The following is a 17,961-nucleotide window of genomic DNA, read 5'->3' on the forward strand; positions in this document are numbered from 1 at the left end:
GTTCAGGACTCCGGCGGGAGGATCGGCGAGGAGAACACTTCCTCCAGCGGAGTCGGGCCGGTGTAGCGGCGGCAGTGGCAACCGACCCACTCCCGCAAGCCGTGCGTGCCCTTTCGAGAGATCTCGGCGTGACAAGTTCCTGTGGCACGGTCGTGCAGCGCCAGATCGTGACCGCAGCCGCAACGCGCGGGAAGTTTCTCCCCCGACCGGACTCGCCGACGCCCGAACCGACCACAAACCCAGCCGACACCGACAAGGCCGGCACCGACTACGAGGCTGAGGGGATCAAACATACGCGCAGTATACGTATACGCATAGCGATGGTCATGCGAATTGTGAACTCCGGTATCTTGTTCCAGCTTGCCGCTGTTCACGTCTGTCGGTTTCCGGCTGCATCACCCGGCGGGCGCGCAACCGCAGGATCGACGTTTGGTGGTGATACGGGTCGACGGAAACCTTGACCGGCATTCGCGTCCCTTCACCTGATCGCAGCGGGGGCATTGGCTGAGCGGCCGGGAGGTCGAACAGCGCGCTGACCGAAATATCGTCGGCTGCGCCTGCTCGTGCCCGGACTTAGATCGCGATCGTGGGTCGGTCTGCTGGGTGCGTCGGTGTGCTGCTTCTGCCCCCCGTCCGGCGCGCCGGCCGGATCGAGTCGACCCCCGGTATGTGGGTGCGGACGACCTGATTGCTGACCGTGCGCCAGCCCTGCCGCCACCATGAGGGGCTGTCGGAACCTGCTCGGTGAACGGTCGCGACGTATCAGTTCGATAACCTCGACGGAGAGCTTTCCTCTCGGGGTGAGGACGACATCTGCTATGCACTCAGTGCGTTTGCCGAGGTAGCGGGCGAATGTGCGCATAAGGTAACGGTTTGGTCTCGCTCGCGCTCTGGCGTTCGTGTAATGCAGTCACTCTTTCCTCCAACCTGCATAACCGCCACGATATTGATGGCTGATAGATAGCCTTGCGCCAGCTGCTATACCGAATCGCTACCTCGGTCGACCGAAACGTCGGCCTGGAGACCGCTATGGCCACACCCGCGTATGCACCAAACCTGTTCGGCACAGTTGACGGCGGTGTCGCCGCCACGCCCCGGCCCAAATATGCCGCGGACCCGACGCGGTCTGTGCGTGGCCTCGATGAGCAACTCGCTCCGCTGCGGATCCCGGCGCTGGTGCTGGGCACACTCCTGATCTGCCTCGGCGTCGCGGCGCTGGTGCCATTGCGGGCATGGCTGCACGACTACGGCGGATGGCTGGTCGTCGCCGCCTACCTGCAATACATGGGCATAGCGGTAACCCTAGGAGTATGGGGACTGCGAACGACCAGGAGGGGTGAGTCCGCCGCGGAGGGCTCAGCCCAGCATGTTCTCGATGAGGTCGACGGCTCGCATGGTGCCGCCGTCGGCTCGTCCGTCGTGCCCACGGCGGAACCGAGCGGCGGGCAACCTCCGCGTCGGTGACAAGGCCGTTCGAAGCCGTCCGTGAATTCTGGGCGGTGTCGATGCGGCGGGCCCGGGCGGCGTCGATGAACTTCCGCGGCTTCTGACCAGGCGATCTTTGCGACTCTACGAGGACGCCCGGGGCGGGAGGCGGGGTACGCGCGGATGTTCGGCCCTGGCATGGGGCGCCAGGTCGGCGCGAACGTGCTCTCGGCATGGTCGAACTGCAATCCGTAGGCGCCTCGCCAGTAACTCGCGATTTCCTTGGTGGCGGCTTTGCCGCCCACTCGGGCCAACGCTGACGCGGTCCGACGCTCGGCGTCGCTCTTCCTGTGAAGCTCGGCGACACCGGTCAGAGATTGACGGCACCTGCCGTCAGTTCTAATGTGATGGCAATTGCCATCACTTTGGAAGGCGGCGTCGCCATGGCCCTGTTCAACCCCAGAACCGAGACGTTCGACGAGTTCGATCCAGCCACCAGGGCTCGGTTACGGTCGGTGGTCGAGTTCTTCGAAGCGAAGGGCAAGCGGGCGCTCACCGGCGACGCTCACCGGGCGGAGTGGTACGAGGACTGGATGGAGTTCCTGGCCGAGAGCCGGATCATCGCCTACATGGCAACACCGCGGGCAAGTGCCGGCGCGGATCCGGACAAACGCTGGGACACGGCGTTCATTTCCCGGTTCAACGAGATCACCGGCTTTTACGGATCCCAGTATTGGTACGCGTGGGGTGTTTCCACACTTGGTCTCGCCACCATTTGGCAGAGCGCCAACGTCAAGGCGCACCTTCGTGCCGCCGAGGAGCTCGACCGCGGTGGGGTCATCGGATTCGGGCTGTCGGAGAAGGATCACGGCGCCGACATCTATGCCACCGATATGCTGCTCACTCCCGATGGCGCGGGCGGGTTCACGGCGACCGGGAGCAAGTACTACATCGGCAATGGGAACGTGGCCAGGATCGTGCCGACCATCGGCAGACGTACCGACTCGGCGGGTCCCGACGCGTACGTCTGGTTCATCGTCGACAGTCAGCACCCGAACTACCGGCTGGTCAAGAACGTCATCCACGGCCAGAACTTCGTCAGTGCCTATGATCTGGTGGACTATCCCTTGTCGGCCGACGACGTATTGCACACGGGCCGCACGGCATTCGACTCCGCACTCGCCGCTGTCAACTGCGGAAAGTTCAACATCGGCATGGTCGCGCTCGGGATCGTGCAGCACTGTTTCTACGAGACGATCAACCACGCCAGCGCCAAGATTCTGTTCGGCCACCCGGTCACCGACTTCGGGCAGGTGCGCCAGATCCTCTGCGACAGCTACGTTCGAATGAATGCCATGCGGCTCTACCATGAACGAGCAATCGACTACATGCGATGCTCCACCCCGGAAGATCGCCGTTTCGTGATGTTCAATTCCATCGGCAAGATGAAAGTCACCCGCGAAGCGGAGCGTGTATTCCGGGAACTCTCGGATGTCATCTCGGCCAGGGGGTTCGAGAAGGACAGCTACTTCGCGACGGCGCGCGGCACCATCGACTCCATGCCGAGGCTGGAGGGCACTGCCCATGTCAATATGGCGCTCACTCTGAAATTCATGCCGAACTTTCTCTTCAATCCGGCGGAACTGCCTGCTGTGCCCGTGCGACGTGATCCCGGCGACGACGAATCCCTGTTCCGGCAACCGGGCGCCGCCGGGTTGAGCAAAGTTCGCTTCGCCGACTGGCGAGCGGCGTACGCGAGCTACCGTCATCTCCCGAATGTGGCGCTGTTCATCGAGCAGGCCGAGCAGTTCACCCAGTTCCCGGTGCAGGCGCCGCCCACCTCGGCTCAGCTCGAGGATCTCGACTATCAGCTGGCAGTAGGGGAGTTGTTCACGCTGCTGCCTTACGGACAGCTCATCCTCGAACAAGCCGCCATCATCGGAACGTCGGAGGACATCATCGATTCGATCTTCGAGGTGTTCGTTCGCGACTTCTCCGCGTACGCGCTGGGAGTGTTCTCGAAGGCATCGTCGACCCCTGCCCAGCAGGATTGGGCACTGAGTGTGCTGCGCAAACCGATCATCGATGAGCAGCGGACAGCACGCCTCTACGACGAGGTGACCAGCCACGCCGGCGTCTTCGAGATGAATCCATAGCTCGCTGCACCCTCCCGGCGTGGCCCGGATGACGCCCCGGCAAGAGATGGCGAGATCGACGAGGCAGCCCTATCCGTCGGTCTCCTCGAGTTTGCGACGCATCAGTTTGCCGGTGGCGTTCCGTGGCAGCTCGTCGACGAACACCACCTCGCGTGGCACTTTATGGCGGGCCAGGTTCGCCTTGACGTAGTCCTTGATCTCTTGCTCGTCGCGCTCGGCGCCCTCGGCCGGGACGACGAAAGCGCGCAGTCGTTTGCCGAAGTCGCGATCCTCGACGCCCACCACCGCGGCGTCGAGGATGTCGGCGCGCTCGACGAGCAGATTCTCCACCTCCAGCGGAAAGACGTTCTCGCCTCCGGAGACGATCATGTCGTCGTCGCGGCCGTCGATGAACAATCGGCCGTCGGCGTCGAAATGGCCGACGTCGCCGCTGGAGAGCAGTCCGTCGACGATTTCCTTGTGCCGGCCGTCGGTGTAGCCGGAAAAGCTGAGCCCGCTGGAGACGAAGATGGTTCCGACCTCGCCGGGCGTGGTGATCCTCTTTCGCTGCGCGTCGTAGATCGCCACCCGGCATCCCACGGGAGGTTTGCCGACGGTCCCCGGCGCCACTCGCATGTCCTGCGGGGTGGCTACGGCGGCTACGGCGACCTCGGTCGAGGCGTAGAGGTTGTACAGCACGTCACCGAAGGCTTCGGCGGTGCGTCTGCTCAGGTCCGGGGAGACCGGCGATCCCGCGGCGAAGATCACCTTCAGCGAGCGCGTGTCGTACTGCTCGAGCACCCCGGATCCTAGATCGAGGATGCGCTGCAGCATCGTGGGCACGACGACCAGCGTCGCCGCGCGGTGCTCGGCGACGTTCGCGAGTGTTCGCCTGGGATCGAACTTGCGCTGCTGGAAGACCACCTTGTTGCCCAATGCCCAGCCGAGACCGAGCTGCGACAGGCCGGTGCCGTGGAAGATCGGCGCCGCCATCACGATCGTGTTGTCGTGCGGCATCGGCACCCTGTGCAGGAACTGCGCCGATTGCAGCGGTGAGACCTTCTCCCGCGGTGCGCCTTTCGGCGTACCGGTAGTGCCGCTGGTCAGGAGTACGACGCCGCCCGGCCGTGGGGGAGGCGGGAGTGCGGCAGTCGAATTCGCGGAGATGAGCGCGTCGATCGTCGGCGTATCCGCCGCCATGGCGTCGGCGTCGTCCACCCAGGTCGCCACTCGCGGAACCCGCGGAGGAATCGCATCGAGCAAGTCCATGAACTCACTGTCGAGCAGGATCGCGCCGACGTTCTCTCGCTCGGCGACGTCGGCGAGCTGCGGTCCGGCGAACCCGGTGTTCAGCAGCACCACACGAGCGCCCAGCTTTCCGGCTGCCAGCAGTGTCAGCACCATCCCACGGTGGTCGCGGCACAATGCGGCGAGCACGGTGTCGGGGCCGATGCCGGCGGCGGACAGTCCGCGGGAGAGTGCGTTCGACTGCTTGTCCAGTTGATCGAAGGTGAGCGCTCCACGTTCGTCGACGATCGCGGGCGCGGCCCCGTTGCGACGTGCGGCATGTGCCAGCACGGTGACGAACGGGCCGTATACCGAGGCCTCGCGCATCACACGAATCGTCTCGCCGGGGCGCGCCGGATCGAACATCCCGCGCTTGGCGAGCACGACGGCCGCCGATACCGAGTCGGCCACCGACCGGATCGCCCTGACCGGCGATCGCAACGTCATTGTCATCGGACACCTCCAGTTGCGCCGCTCGATGATCGCGGCCCAGTCCCGGCTGCCGCGCGGCGGGTCAGCAGCTCGATAGAGCCTACCGCACCACAAGAATAGTCATTCACATATTCACGACAGATAGGTTACTTGATCTGGTGATTCAGGGTTGCCCACCGCCCGGGAGAATGAGAGAATAACGTGTAATTTATATCAGCCCCTCGTTGGAGATCGGCATGCCCCGTCCTGAACCGTCGGCACCCTCGCCGACCCCTTCCGCTCCGGATCTCGGGCGCCGACGCCGCTATATGGCAGGCCCGGCCGCGCTGCTGGGCGGCCCTGCCAACGTCATCATGCAGCTGAGTTCGCCCCCGGTCGGCCGCGGCGTGGTGGAGAGCACGGTCGACAGCGGGCGCTACACTCTGCATCCGCGCAAACGCGGCCGCACGACCCTGACCTATCTGGCGGTGGCGATGCTGGGTACCGAGGACGACCGCGCCGCGTATCGGGCGGCGGTCGACACGTCGCATCGTCATGTGCGCTCCGCTCCCGGCAGTCCGGTGAAGTACAACGCCTTCGATCCGGAACTGCAACTGTGGGTCGCCGCGTGCCTCTACCGGGGCACCATCGATTCCTTGACCTACCTCTACGGCCGCGTGGACGACGACCTGGCCGACGAGTTGTACTGCGAGGCCAGCCGATTCGGGACGACATTACAGATGCGACCGGAATTGTGGCCGCGCGATCGCGCGGCGTTCGCCGAGTATTGGGAATCGAAGCTGGCCGGCATCGCGATGGACGACGAGGTGCGAGCCTATCTGCTCGACCAAGTTGTCGATCTGGGGCCTTATCGGCGAATCGAGCGGATGGCTTTCCGGCGGATCAACCGGTTTTTCACCACGGGGTTTCTTCCCCAGCGATTCCGCGAGGAACTGGGACTGGACTGGAGCCCTCGCCGACAGCGCGTCTTCGAACTCACGATGCGTTCGATCGGACTGGTGCTACGGCTGGTTCCCGAGCGCTGGCGGTTGTATCCGTTCGAAACCTATCTCTACGACATGCGCAGGCGGCGCTCGCTGGGGAAACCGCTGGTGTGAGGTCTGTTGTCAGTGGTGACAGACAACAACTCGCCACGCTGCGGCAGCGCCTTCGACCGGACGCCTCCGGCCACCCGAACCGACACCGAACCGATGCGGTAGCGCATCAGCGCTCAGTTTCCTCCGCCGTCGCGCGGGTACCACGTCGACGTCTGAAACGGGAACGAGCAAGGAATCGACCATGAGCAAGAAATCGTTCAGCAAAGGTGACAAAGTCGAATGGAATAGTCACGGCAGTACCACCGCGGGCGAAGTGGAAGAAGTGATCACCTCCGACACCGAGGCGGCCGGACGTACCGTCCGGGCATCCGAGGAGGACCCGCAGTATCGCGTGCGCAGTGCGAAAAGCGGCCGTGATGCGGTGCACAAACCCGACGCTCTACGTCGGCACGGTGAATGACATCGAACCGGAGCCGCTATGGCGACAGGCGACGAAGAGACACGCAAACAATTCGACAAGGTCGTCAACATGACGGCGAAAGAACTACGTCGGTGGCTCGATACCGGCGAGTCCAATTCGGTGGGGCAGAAACCGAAGGGCGGCGGCGAGTCCACCGGGCACGTCAGCGGACGCCGCATCGTGGAAATTCTCGAGAAATCCGACCCGACCGACGACGACTACGCGCACATGCGCAAAGTCGTCGGCTATGCGCACCGCCATCTCGAACAACGACCGTCCGGAGAAATCGCGCACAGTAACTGGCGATACTCGCTGATGAACTGGGGTCACGATCCGATGAAAAGCTGACGGCAGAACCAGCCTGACGGTTCGCTTTCCGTCAGTTCAGCGGCGAGTTGCATGGGCAGCAGCTTCCATGTCATCCACGGCAGGGGTCGTGGGTAGCGAGAGTCATCCTCGATCAGGTGTTGCCGTTCGTCGGAGTCGCTGAGTCCAGTGTTCGACCCGGTTCGACGACCGCGAGCAACGGCGCCAACCCCGCGACGGCGCCGAAGACCTGCAGGACGACAACGGCGGCGAAACCGCGCAGGAACGGGCGCAGCAACCCCGCCAGCACTTTTTTCGCAGCGGAATCGGCAACGACGCTTGTCATCGCCGTCCCGTCTCCGTTGCTCCCGTCGCGGCACTGCCCGCCTGCTCGAGCAGGTGGCAGCGTAGATGAGCGAGGATCTCAGCGCGTGCGGGCCGGGCCGCGGGGACCAGTCCGGGCATACTCATGAAGGCGTGCACCGCTTCCGGATAACGGGTCAGCGTCACCTCGACTCCCGCTCGCCGCAGCCGATCGGCATAGGCCGGTGCCTGATCTTCCAGCGGATCCGTACCCACGGCTTGGATGAGTGCCGGGGCGAGGCCAGCGAGGTTGTCGGTGTGCAATGGCGAAATGGTGCGCGGGTCGAGGGATTCGGGCAGAGCGAGGCGTTGCACCGCGCGGCAATTGGCCGGTGTCGCGGTTGGGCTGTCCGCGTTCTCGGTGAACGACGGGTACTCGAAGACTTGCTCGGTCCAATCCAGTTGCGGGTTGATCAGTACCTGGGCACGCACCGGCAGCCCGAGGTCATCGGCTTTGATCGCGGTGAGAGCCGCGAGAGTAGCTCCCGCGCTGGCGCCCAGCACGGCGAGCCGCGTGGGGTCTGCCCCCCATACGGCGGCCTCTTCGACGATGCGGGGGACGGCGTCGTAGGCGTCCTCGATGGGAGCGGGAACGGGCTGCTCGGGTGCCAGCCGATAGTCGACCGAGACGACAACGGCCGGACAGCCGACCGCCAGATGGCTGAGGAGCCAGTCGTCCTGGTCCGGTGCGCCGAGAATGAATCCGCCGCCGTGGAACGCGGCGATCAGCGGCAGCGCCGAGTCTTCCCGCACGGGCCGGTACACGCGGGCACTCAGCCGACGCCCCGGCAGATGAAGTGTATGTGTGGTGATCAGCGCGCGACGGTCGGGCTTGCCGGTGGCGAAGCTGCCGAGGGCGGACCTGCGCCTGCGGTTCTGCGCTTCGCGCAAATTGATGACCTGGGCCGGGGTGATGGAATCCCAGTCCGGTTCGGTCGAGAGTGCGGCTAGAATCCGCACACCAAGGGGAACTTTGCCTCGCATGACTGCTCTCCAGACTCCTTGTCGACCGCCGTGGTCCGGCGGCGTACCGATACCCTGGCAAGCGTGACCATCGACGCGCTTTCGGAAATCTGCGGTTCGGCGGGGACGCCGGTGGCGTGGGTACGGCAGGGTCACGTGGGCTATATCGGGCCGGATCTCGGCGTCGACCCGCATTCCCCCTCGGTCGCGATGCTCAGTGTCGGCCTGGACGCGCCGCTCGTCCTGCATACCGCGAACGGGCCGATTCGCACCGGTAGTTCATTCGCTCCCGCTCGTACGATGCAGCGCATCGTCGCAACTCGCGGATGGATTCTGGCGCTGTTCGTCGACCCCACGGGTGCGCCCGCCACTGCCATCGCCGACGAGATGACCTCTGCCGCAGGTCCTTTCGGCCTGTCACACCGGCGACAGCGGGAACTCGTCGAGCTGTGCCGTGGTCGCATCGTGGACCCGGACCGCATCTACGCCCGAGCTGTCGCCGGCCCCGCACCCGTCACCGATCCACGCATCGAGCGGGTCGCCGCCACCATCCGCAGCGACCCGGCCCACGCCTTCCGTGCCGACCACATCGCCGCGAACCTGGGCCTGTCCACCACCCACTTCCTCCGGCTGTTCACCCAGCAGTGCGGTACCACATTCCGCGGCTATCAGCGATGGAACCGCATGATCCACACTGTCCGCGGCGCTGTGGCAGGCCACGATCTCACCCGATCCGCCCTCGACGCCGGCTTTGCCACCCCGTCCCACTTCAGTGAGACCTTCCGCGACATGATCGGGCTTTCCGCCACCAGGGTGCTGCGTTCCGGTATCAGCTTCGATCTCGGAACCGCTCCTGCGTCCTGATGTTCGGGTGTCTCCGAGCATTCGGTTGCCCGACAACGGGCTCGGACCAGTGGACCGGCATCGTCCAGCCCGGCATCGGGCAGGCAGCCGGACCGGATCCTCGCTGTCCGGATTCTCCGCAGGGGTGTCACACCGGTTCGACAGGTAGCCACAGTTCGCAGGTCGCGGTGCTTAAGTCGTCCGCGCGCTTCAGGACCGCGACCATCGAGGGACCTGGCCGCAGACGCCACGGGTTGGAGGGGAACCACTGTGTGGCGGTCGCGGCCCAGGTCTCCTGCAAGGCCTGCGGATGGGGTCCGGCAGTGTGGAAGACCGCCCATTTGCCGTTCGGCACCTCGATGACATCGAGGTCTTCGGGGGCTGGGGTGTCCCAGGAGACAGCAATGCCGTGCAGATAGGTCAGTTCGCTGCCCTCGGTGCCGTCGGGATCCAGGTCGTCGCAGACTTGCAGCAGGCCCCGGGGTTCGGTGTCGCCAAAAGCCTTCAGCCGCAGATGCTCCTCCTGCGGCAGTGTGGTGATGTGCTGCTGGATGTGGGGGTTGATGCCCTGGTGAATGAGCGGAACCCTGGCTGCGTGTCCGACGAGCCGGAACGCGGGTCGGTCGATGATGCGGGTGTCCATGGGGGTGCTCCCTTCAACGGTCAGGCGGAACCTGAGCTGCGGTTGTGTGCGAAGGGGGCCTCCATCGCGGCGAACGTCACCGGGGCCGGCGCCGTGGACAGCCCGGAACGCTCGGCCGAATGCTTCGGTCGAGCCGTAACCGTGTCGGACGGCGATGCTCAGCAAATCGTCCTCGCCCCGGACGACATCGCCTGCGGCAATGGTCATGCGGCGACGGCGCACGTACTCCGACAGCGGCATCGCGGCCAGGGACGAGAACATCCGGCGCAGGTGGTACTCGGTCGTGCCGAGCGTTCTGGCCAGCTCGTGGACGTCGAACTCCTCGGTGAGGTGCTCCTCGACGAGGTCGACAAGCCGGTTGAGTGCCGAGATCAAGAGGCCTCCTTCCGACATCAACCCTGGCCGAAAGTACCCCGGCCGCGCCCGATCGCCGCGAACCGATTCGATCATTTGCGTCGATGGGTGATCCACACCACCGCCGTAGGAGCCGCGGTGTTCTGACCTTGTCCCGAACCTGGAGGTAGGTTACCGGGACCCGAAGTGCGGTCTTCCCGACGTGGCCGGCGGCAGTCACTATCGAGTCCGGTGCCGACAAGATCTGCGAAACCGTATTCGAAGGAAACAAATGATGTCCAAGTCAGCTGGTTCGGTGACGGTTATCGGTCTGGGGCCGATGGGGCAGGCGATGGTTCGGTCGTTGTGTGCCTCCGGCACGAAAGTGACCGTGTGGAACCGCAGCCCCGAGAAGGCCGACGAGGTAGTCGAATTCGGCGCCGTGCGAGCCGAAACTGTGGGACAAGCTTTGAGCGCCGGCGAGGTGATCGTCCTCAGCTTGACCGACTATCCCGCAATGTACGACGTGCTCGAGCCTGTGGCAGAGCATCTGTCGGGCAAGATAATCGTCAACCTCTCGTCGGACGCGCCGGAAAGTACACGGACAGCGGGGGAATGGATCCGTGCGCGTGGAGGTCGATTCCTCGCTGGTGGAGTGATGGCCGACAGCGATGGCGTAGGGAGTTCCGCCGCCTATATCTTCTACAGCGGCCCCCGCGATGTCTTCGCTGCATGTGCCGACGTGCTCCGGCCGCTGGGCAGGCCGGAGTACCTCGGTGCGGACGAGGGGATCGCACAGCTGTACTACCAGGCGATCCTGGCAATGTTCCTACCCGGGCTGCTCGCCTTCGAGCAGGCACTGGCCATGATCGATCGATCAGGCGAATCGATCGAACGCTTCCTGCCGTACGCACAACGGTCGATGGGCGACATGGCGGATCTGTATGCCGCGGTGGCGGCCATGACAACCACCGGCGGGCGGCGCGATATGGCCTATCTGCGCATGATGGCGGCCGGCGCGCAGCATGTCGTCCGAACCGCCACGGCCGCCGGAGTAGACAAGGAGTTGGCGCACGCAGTGCGGACCTACTGGATTCGGGCACTGGCTGCAAGCGAGCGAGCGGGTGTACCGATATCGACCTTCCAACTGCTCCGAGGTGACCCGAAATAGTGGTGTTGTCGGCGTTCGCGATGACATCGGCACCGAAACCCGAGCGGCATCACTCCTGACCAGGAAAGGTTTGAGGGACAACATGATCGGCTATTGCCGGGGGGAACGAGTGAAGGAGGCTGCTCATGCCCATCAGATACCGTCAGCGCAAATCCTTCGGGCCGCTGAAACTCAATTTCACCCAGTCGGGTCTGTCCTCGTGGAGTATCAAGATCGGCCCGTGGTCGTGGAACTCCCGCAGCAAGAAGAACAATGTCGACCTGCCGGGACCGCTCAGCTGGCGCCAGCGCTGAGCGATCCCGCGCTCGATCACCGAACTCGCGGAGTTTGTTCACCACCGCCTTGCTGCCGGATCAGCTGGATATCCGCTTTTTCGGGGATGTCGCCTTCGCGCGCATCATGCACGCAACCGGCGACGTCGCCACTCTGTTCTTCCGGCACGAAGCCGGAAGGTGGACGTTGTGCGCGGACGCTGACGAGGAGCTGTCGTTGGAACAGCTCGATGACAACGTGTGGCCTGCGATGCCGCCGGAGGCGACCCGTCTGATGTGCACTGTGCATGCGCTGTGGCGCAAGCCGATCGGCTGACTGACTATCGAGGATGTTCGTTGCCTGCTGCAGCAGAACGAAGGTGTCTATGTCTTGTTGCCGCGCGCGTTGATCCAGCTGCAATGGAATCCACTTGCCGAGGGCGACCTTTTTCCTGGCGACCTGCTGGTCGCAACCCTCCGAGTCGGCCACGAGCATTGGACACAGGATCCTGTCGCGGTCACTCGCATTCGGATCATCATCGACAAGCTCAATGACCTGGGTGATTGACCGAAAACAGTGCACCGCACGAGGAGATCTGGAACCGCGCAACAGATTTCCTCGCCGAGCTGCGTGGACGTTGACCACCGACGCCCGGTACGAGCGGAGTTGACGGTGGCCGACGGGGTGGCGGTGGCCCACCCCGGATGCGGGAAGGCACAGGCGGTGCGGGTGCGAAGTTCTGGATGAGTGTGCTCACCCACCTTCGCACCCGCGGCGTCGGGACCTGTTCTCCTGGCCTTGAAAGTCCGCCCGGCTTCTCCTTTACGTCCGGGCGGGTTGGTCGGCCAGATGTGCTTCGATGGCCTCGATGATGCGGGGGCGGAGTTCGGAGGGGTTGATGATGGCGTCGACCGAACCGACCTCGACAGCGCGCTGAATATTGTGCACGCGGTCGAATTCCGCGGCTACCTCGCCGAGCTTTTCCGCGCGGACCGACGACCGGATCTCATCGAGCTCCGCGGTCAGGGCCGCGCGCTCGGTGCCGGTCGCGCTCGCGACGCGTTCCTCCAGTTCCCGCACTCGCGCGTCGGCAGCGGTCCGCGCGTTGACCTCGCTGGAGAACACCACCGCGGCGGCCGGGGCGCCACCGAGCACCGAGGCGAACGAGCCTTCCAACGCGAGCACGGTCATGTTCGGGTTCAGCGCCTTCGAGAACACCACGAACGCACCGCCGTGGTATCGGGAGATCACGCAGAACACGATGGGACCGCGGAAGTTCACGATGGCGCGGCCGATCTCGGCACCGTACTCCAACTGCAGCTTCCGCATCGACTCCGGCGAGCCGTCGAATCCGGACAGGTTCGCCAGCACTACCAGCGGCCGGTTGCCGCTGGCCGCGTTGATCGCCCGAGCGGCCTTCTTCGACGACAATGGGAACAGCGTGCCCGCGGTGTAGGTGTCGGGGCCGTCGGTGGACGGGAAGCCGCGCCGCGGCACGTTCCGTGATTCGATGCCCAGCAGGCACACCGGGATGCCGCCGAGCCGTGCGTCCTGCACCACGGCGGTATCGGCGTCGGCCATGCCCGCCCACCGCTCCAGAACCGGATGGTCCTGATCGGAGAGTGCCCGCATCACGGCCCGGATGTCGAAAGGCTTCTTCCGATCCGGGTTGGCGGTGGCGGAGAAGATCTCTCCGACGGTGGTGAAGTCGCTGTCCGCCGACACATGCGGGAAATCGGAGACATCGCGATCGACCGGGTCACTGGTCTGCGACCGTCGCGGCGCCTGCTCACCGGGCGCGACGTAGGTGTGCTCGTAGTGCGACATCAGCACGTTCCGCGCGGCGGTCAGGTTCGGCGCCCAGTACTGCGCCTGCCCGTTCGGGCCCATCACCCGGTCGTAGCCGCCGATACCGAAGTTGTCCTCGGCGGAGACGCCGCCGGAGAAGTCCAGCGACTGCTTGCCGGTGAGCACCATCGCCGAGTCCGGAGTCATCACCAGGATGCCCTTGGTATGCATGAGCATTGTCGCTTCGGCATTCCAGTACGGCTGCGCGCCGACGTTGATGCCCGCGACGACGATGTTGATCTCGCCCCCGTCCTGGGTGAACTCGACGATCCGCTTGAGCGCGGCGGCCACCCAGTCCATGTTCTCGGTGCCCGATCGCATCGAGATGCGGGCGCCGGAGGACAGCGCGTACCACTCCAGCGGGATCCGCATCTTCTCCGCCAGGTCCAGTGCGGCGATGACGCGGCGGCATTCCGGTTCCGACAGCGCGCCCAGCGATTTGGTCGGATCGCCGAGCAGCACCACCCGAGTGACGCCCTCCGGGTGCTGCGCGGTCGGCGTGGTAACCACACCGGCGACGATCGCCGCCGTGTTGCGACCCTTGGGCCGGTCGACCGGCACCAGAGTGTGGTCGGCGTCGAGGTCGTATTCGGTGAACTCGCCGAGCAGGCCGGTCAGTTCGTAGGGGTAGACGGTGTTGCGGCTCGCCGCCCGCAGCACTTTCTGCCGGTACTCGTCGAGAGGCTCGACCGGGTCGTCGGTGCGCTCACCGATCGTGACCTTCGTGCCGGTGGCGTCGAAGGAGATATGCACAGCGACCTTGACCAGCTCGCCGGTCTCCGGGGTGCGGTGCCGGGCGATGAGCAGGATCTCTTCCAGTCCGGCGCCCACGGTGGTCGGCTGGATGCGCTCGACGACGGTGTCCAGCTCGGCACGGGTGATGTCGAGCGGCGGCCAGATGTACATGACGATGCGGTTGGTGTGGGAGCGGGCGGACGACGCTCGCAGCGACCGAGCCCGGCGGATCGAGTCCAGGCAGGCGGCGACGGTGTTCTCCGCCGTCGGCAGCGCGAGCAACCGGCCGTCGTGGTCGCGCAGCGCGGTCAGGTCACGCACCTGCGTGAACGCGACGAGACGCTCGTCGGCCGGGTTCTCCTTCGCCACGCAGCGGAAGAGGTAGACCTCCTCGTCCGAGGACGGCTGCCTGGTGAGATCGAAATTGCGCAGCCGTGTCATCTGCATCCGCTGCGCGATGTAGGGGTGCAGGCCTCGGATCAGCCGCTCCTCGGCCATGCCGGTGTCCGACGGGCGGAACGTGAAGTGATGGTGCATGATCGCGCCGTTGCTCCCGGCCACGGTGGCGGTGATCCGGTGCACCCGCTCCGGCAGGGACCGCGCGGCGAGCACCTCATGCAGTGCGGCGGCCATCGCGTCGAAGCCCTCGGGCTGCTTCTCCCAGCTCAGGTAGATGTCGGCCTCGATGGACGCGGTGCCATCGGCCAGCTCGGCGAGACCACGCAGCACGGTGTCGAGAGCGTCGAACCGCACCGCGGCCGAGACCAGACTCGTGCCTTTGCGTTCGGCGATCACGAAGGTGCATCCGCCCGCCTGCTCGGTACGGACGCTGGTGAGGCCCTTGTTGCCGTAGTAGCGGCGGGTGAGCACCTCGAGCATGACGGTGTTGTCCGCCCCGCCGCGCACCAGGCGCTGGCCGAGCAACCGCACCAGCGGCTCGGTGCTGCGCACCATCTCGGCGATGCGGTCGGCTCGATCGGGGGTGTCCGGGTGCGCGTCCAGATGACTCAGGTGCCTGCGGACCGTGGCGTACACCTCGGCCCGGTTGCGCCGCAGCAGCGGCTGGCCGAACCAGGCGTACACCAGGCCGCGGGCGAGGTCGGCGATCACCGGGAAGCGCACCTGTGTCGCGCCGACCAGCCGCTCCAGCGCCGCGCTCACGGGCTCGCTCAAAGCCCGCTCCGGCACCGGCTCCCGCAGCCACTCGCGCAGCAGCGCGGTGATGACCTCGACGGTGTCGGACGGCCGTTGCTGGGCGAGGAAGATCCGGAACACCGCGGACTCGAGTTCGGGGGTGCGTTCCAGGTCGGTGACGCCGTAGTGCCCCAACGCCTTGGCCAGCTTGGCCCGGTACGACTCCGGCAGACCGGCCCGCTCCACGTCGAGGCTTCGCATGTAGGTGTGGAAGTATTCCCGCGCGCTGTGCACGTGGCTCTGACCGCCGCCGTCCTCGTCCCACGAGCGGTTGAGGCTCAGCTCGGCGAGGTCGGCGAAGACCTGTACGAGTTCGACCTCCTCGGCCAGCGGCCTGCGGTTGTCCGCCACGGCCGCTCGGCGCGCAGTGAGATAGTCGCCGAGGACACGGCGGTCGTCGTGCGGGTCGACGTCGAAGCCGAGCAGCAGGCTGCGCAGGTCCTGCAGCGTGCGGGCCACCCGCTCGTGCGGCTGGGCGGGCGCGGGCGCGACCGGCAGATCCAGTTCGACCGTCGCGACGGCCGCGCCGTCGGCCTCCTCGCCGTCCTCGGCGATGGGCTCCAGCCGCAGCAGCGGCGCGCCCGTCTCCACCTGGGTGCCGACGGAAACCGCGCACTCCTTCAACCGGGCCCGGAACGGCGCGCGCAGCACCGTCTCCATCTTCATGCTCTCCAGCACCAGAACGGGCGCGCCCGCCTCGACCTCGGCGCCGACCTCCAGCGGAGTGGCGACGACCAGCGCGGGCGCGGGGGAGCGGACGACACCGCCCTCATCCCGGCTGATCCGGTGGGTCACGCCGTCGACATCGACCAGGTGGATCGGTCCGTGCGTGCCCGTGGTGAGGCGGTACCGGGTGCCGTTGACCACGATCTGCCCGGTGTGGTGGTCGAAGCGTTCCAGATCGACGTCGGCGATGCGGAGATCCCCGCCCGCTTCGACACCGACCCGGAACCGATGAGCACCGACGCGCGCGACGCGCACCCGGTAGCCGACGCCGCGCAGCTTCAGGTCGTGCGGCCGCCCGCTCTGGTGCTGCACCTGCGGGCGTCCGCCTGCGGCGGTGGACAGCAGCCGGTCCCGCTCGACCCGCTCTTCCTCCTCGTAGGCGTCGATGGCGGCCGCGGCCACCGCGACGGTGGAGTGGCGGTGCGACACGAGACGGCCCTCGCCGCGCACGCGGTCGATCCAGCCGGTGTCGGCGACCGCGTCGATCACCTCGGGCTGGGCGAGCAGGTCGAGTACGAAACTCTTGTTGGTGGCGCCGCCCTCGATGACCACTCGGGTCTGCGAGACCGCCCGGCGCAGCCTGCCCAGCGCCTCGTCGCGGTTGCGGCCGTAAGCGATGATCTTGGCGATCATGGAGTCGAAGTCGGCCGGGATGGTGTCGCCCTCGCTGACACCGGTGTCCACGCGGATGCCGGGGCCGGCGGGCAGGTCCAGGCGAGCGATACGGCCCGGGGCAGGCGCGAAGTCGCGATCCGGATCCTCGGCGTTGAGCCGCGCTTCGATGGCGTGGCCGCGCTCAGCCGGGGGCTCGCCCTCGAGCTTGCCGCCGGAGGCCACGTGCAGCTGCGCCCGGACCAGGTCGAAACCGGTGGTCGATTCGGTGATCGGGTGTTCGACTTGCAGCCGGGTGTTGACCTCGAGGAAGGCGAACAGCTGGTCACCGGGGTGGTACAGGAACTCGACGGTCGCCGCGCCGCGGTATCCGACCGCGATCGCCAGCCGCTCGGCCGACGCCTTGAGTTCGGCGGTCTGCTCGGGGCTCAGCACCGGCGACGCGGACTCCTCGATGATCTTCTGGTTGCGTCGCTGCACCGAGCAGTCGCGCACACCGAGTGCCCAGGCGGTGCCCTGACCGTCCGCGATGACCTGCACCTCGACGTGGCGGGCCCCGGTGACGAGCCGCTCCAGGAAGACGACGCCGCTGCCGAAGGCCCGCGCGGCTTCCTGGCGGGTGCGTTCGTAGGCGTCGACGAGTTCGGCCTCGTTGGTGATCACCCGGATACCGCGACCACCGCCACCGGCGGTGGCCTTGAGCATCAGCGGGTAGCCGATCTCGGCCGCGGCGGCCAGGGCGGCGTCCACGGACTCGACCGCACCCCGGCTCCACGGCGCGACCGGCACGCCGACCTCCTCGGCGATCAGCTTGGCGCCGATCTTGTCGCCGAGCTTGCGCATCGCGTCCGGGCTCGGGCCGATGAAGGTGATGCCGATCTGCTCGCACAACTCCGCGAACGCCGGGTCCTCCGCGACGAAACCCCAGCCGACCCAGGCGGCATCGGATCCAGTCGCCACCAGCGCACGCTCGAGCGCCTTCAGGTCGAGGTAGGGGCGTGCGGATGCGGGACCGAGATCGTAGGCGATGTCGGCCTCTCGCACGAACGTCGCGTTCCGGTCCACATCGGTATAGAGAGCGACGGTTTCGATCGGTCTCGCGGTCTCGGCCGCCAGATCCCGGACAGCGTGGATAAGGCGCATCGCCGCCTCTCCCCGGTTGACGATGGCGATGCGATTGAACACTCGCCTGGCTC

General features: G+C 66.2%; 15 protein-coding genes. 10 read left to right on the forward strand and 5 right to left on the reverse strand.

What is annotated here, in order from left to right; all coding sequences use genetic code 11:
* Positions 1–1,029 precede the first annotated feature (1,029 nt).
* Both M8859_RS21705 and M8859_RS21710 read left to right on the forward strand, forming a co-directional pair.
* Positions 1,030–1,464 (forward strand): hypothetical protein, encoded by a 435-nt coding sequence (locus M8859_RS21705; RefSeq protein WP_159929581.1) that lies wholly within the window; start codon positions 1,030–1,032, stop codon positions 1,462–1,464.
* A gap of 404 nt (positions 1,465–1,868) precedes the next feature.
* Positions 1,869–3,581: an acyl-CoA dehydrogenase family protein gene (locus M8859_RS21710; RefSeq protein ID WP_159929617.1), complete on the forward strand. Its 1,713-nt coding sequence runs from the start codon at positions 1,869–1,871 to the stop codon at positions 3,579–3,581.
* A gap of 69 nt (positions 3,582–3,650) precedes the next feature.
* Here M8859_RS21710 and M8859_RS21715 read toward each other — a convergent pair whose 3' ends face one another.
* A complete protein-coding gene (locus M8859_RS21715; protein WP_249644783.1) occupies positions 3,651–5,300 on the reverse strand; it encodes an acyl-CoA synthetase in 1,650 nt (549 codons plus the stop codon).
* A gap of 191 nt (positions 5,301–5,491) precedes the next feature.
* On the opposite strand from M8859_RS21715, the gene M8859_RS21720 reads away from it, so the two are divergent.
* The 3 genes from M8859_RS21720 to M8859_RS21730 all read left to right on the forward strand — a co-directional run bounded on the left by M8859_RS21720 (position 5,492) and on the right by M8859_RS21730 (position 7,124).
* A complete protein-coding gene (locus tag M8859_RS21720; protein WP_372492932.1) occupies positions 5,492–6,376 on the forward strand; it encodes an oxygenase MpaB family protein in 885 nt (294 codons plus the stop codon).
* A gap of 181 nt (positions 6,377–6,557) precedes the next feature.
* On the forward strand, positions 6,558–6,776 hold the full coding sequence (locus tag M8859_RS21725; protein ID WP_195139687.1) for a hypervirulence associated TUDOR domain-containing protein: 219 nt from the start codon (positions 6,558–6,560) through the stop codon (positions 6,774–6,776).
* 18 nt (positions 6,777–6,794) lie between these two features.
* Entirely contained in the window at positions 6,795–7,124 is a 330-nt protein-coding gene (locus M8859_RS21730) for a DUF3140 domain-containing protein (protein ID WP_195070794.1), read from the forward strand.
* A 112-nt stretch (positions 7,125–7,236) separates the two neighbouring features.
* Here M8859_RS21730 and M8859_RS21735 read toward each other — a convergent pair whose 3' ends face one another.
* A complete protein-coding gene (locus M8859_RS21735) occupies positions 7,237–7,428 on the reverse strand; it encodes a hypothetical protein (RefSeq protein ID WP_195070899.1) in 192 nt (63 codons plus the stop codon).
* Positions 7,425–8,429 carry an alpha/beta hydrolase gene (locus tag M8859_RS21740; protein WP_240679477.1) on the reverse strand — a complete coding sequence of 335 codons (1,005 nt, stop codon included), beginning with the start codon at positions 8,427–8,429 and terminating at the stop codon, positions 7,425–7,427. The genes M8859_RS21735 and M8859_RS21740 overlap by 4 nt, the downstream gene beginning before the upstream one ends.
* Positions 8,430–8,492: 63 nt before the next feature.
* Between M8859_RS21740 and M8859_RS37305 the strand changes: the two genes are divergently transcribed.
* Positions 8,493–9,272, forward strand: a complete 780-nt coding sequence (locus tag M8859_RS37305) for an AraC family transcriptional regulator (RefSeq protein ID WP_159929591.1) — start codon at positions 8,493–8,495, stop codon at positions 9,270–9,272.
* 127 nt (positions 9,273–9,399) lie between these two features.
* On the opposite strand, the gene M8859_RS21750 is transcribed toward M8859_RS37305, so the two are convergent.
* The gene (locus M8859_RS21750) at positions 9,400–10,269 is read right to left on the reverse strand and encodes an AraC family transcriptional regulator (protein WP_249644784.1); all 870 of its coding nucleotides are present in this window, start codon (positions 10,267–10,269) and stop codon (positions 9,400–9,402) included.
* A 181-nt stretch (positions 10,270–10,450) separates the two neighbouring features.
* Here M8859_RS21750 and M8859_RS21755 point away from each other — a divergent pair, with 181 nt between their 5' ends.
* The 4 genes from M8859_RS21755 to M8859_RS21770 all read left to right on the forward strand — a co-directional run bounded on the left by M8859_RS21755 (position 10,451) and on the right by M8859_RS21770 (position 12,217).
* Positions 10,451–11,398, forward strand: coding sequence for an NAD(P)-dependent oxidoreductase (locus tag M8859_RS21755; RefSeq protein ID WP_249644785.1), 948 nt, complete (start codon positions 10,451–10,453; stop codon positions 11,396–11,398).
* A gap of 125 nt (positions 11,399–11,523) precedes the next feature.
* On the forward strand, positions 11,524–11,691 hold the full coding sequence (locus M8859_RS21760; RefSeq protein WP_159929595.1) for a DUF4236 domain-containing protein: 168 nt from the start codon (positions 11,524–11,526) through the stop codon (positions 11,689–11,691).
* A gap of 34 nt (positions 11,692–11,725) precedes the next feature.
* Entirely contained in the window at positions 11,726–11,986 is a 261-nt protein-coding gene (locus M8859_RS21765; protein WP_249644786.1) for a hypothetical protein, read from the forward strand.
* Positions 11,987–11,992: 6 nt separating this feature from the next.
* Positions 11,993–12,217: a contact-dependent growth inhibition system immunity protein gene (locus tag M8859_RS21770; RefSeq protein ID WP_372492933.1), complete on the forward strand. Its 225-nt coding sequence runs from the start codon at positions 11,993–11,995 to the stop codon at positions 12,215–12,217.
* A 255-nt stretch (positions 12,218–12,472) separates the two neighbouring features.
* Here the strand turns inward: M8859_RS21770 and M8859_RS21775 are convergent, their stop codons facing one another.
* A complete protein-coding gene (locus tag M8859_RS21775; protein ID WP_195070798.1) occupies positions 12,473–17,950 on the reverse strand; it encodes an ATP-binding protein in 5,478 nt (1,825 codons plus the stop codon).
* Between the last annotated feature and the right edge of the window lie 11 nt (positions 17,951–17,961).

This window comes from Nocardia sputi (assembly GCF_023501985.1).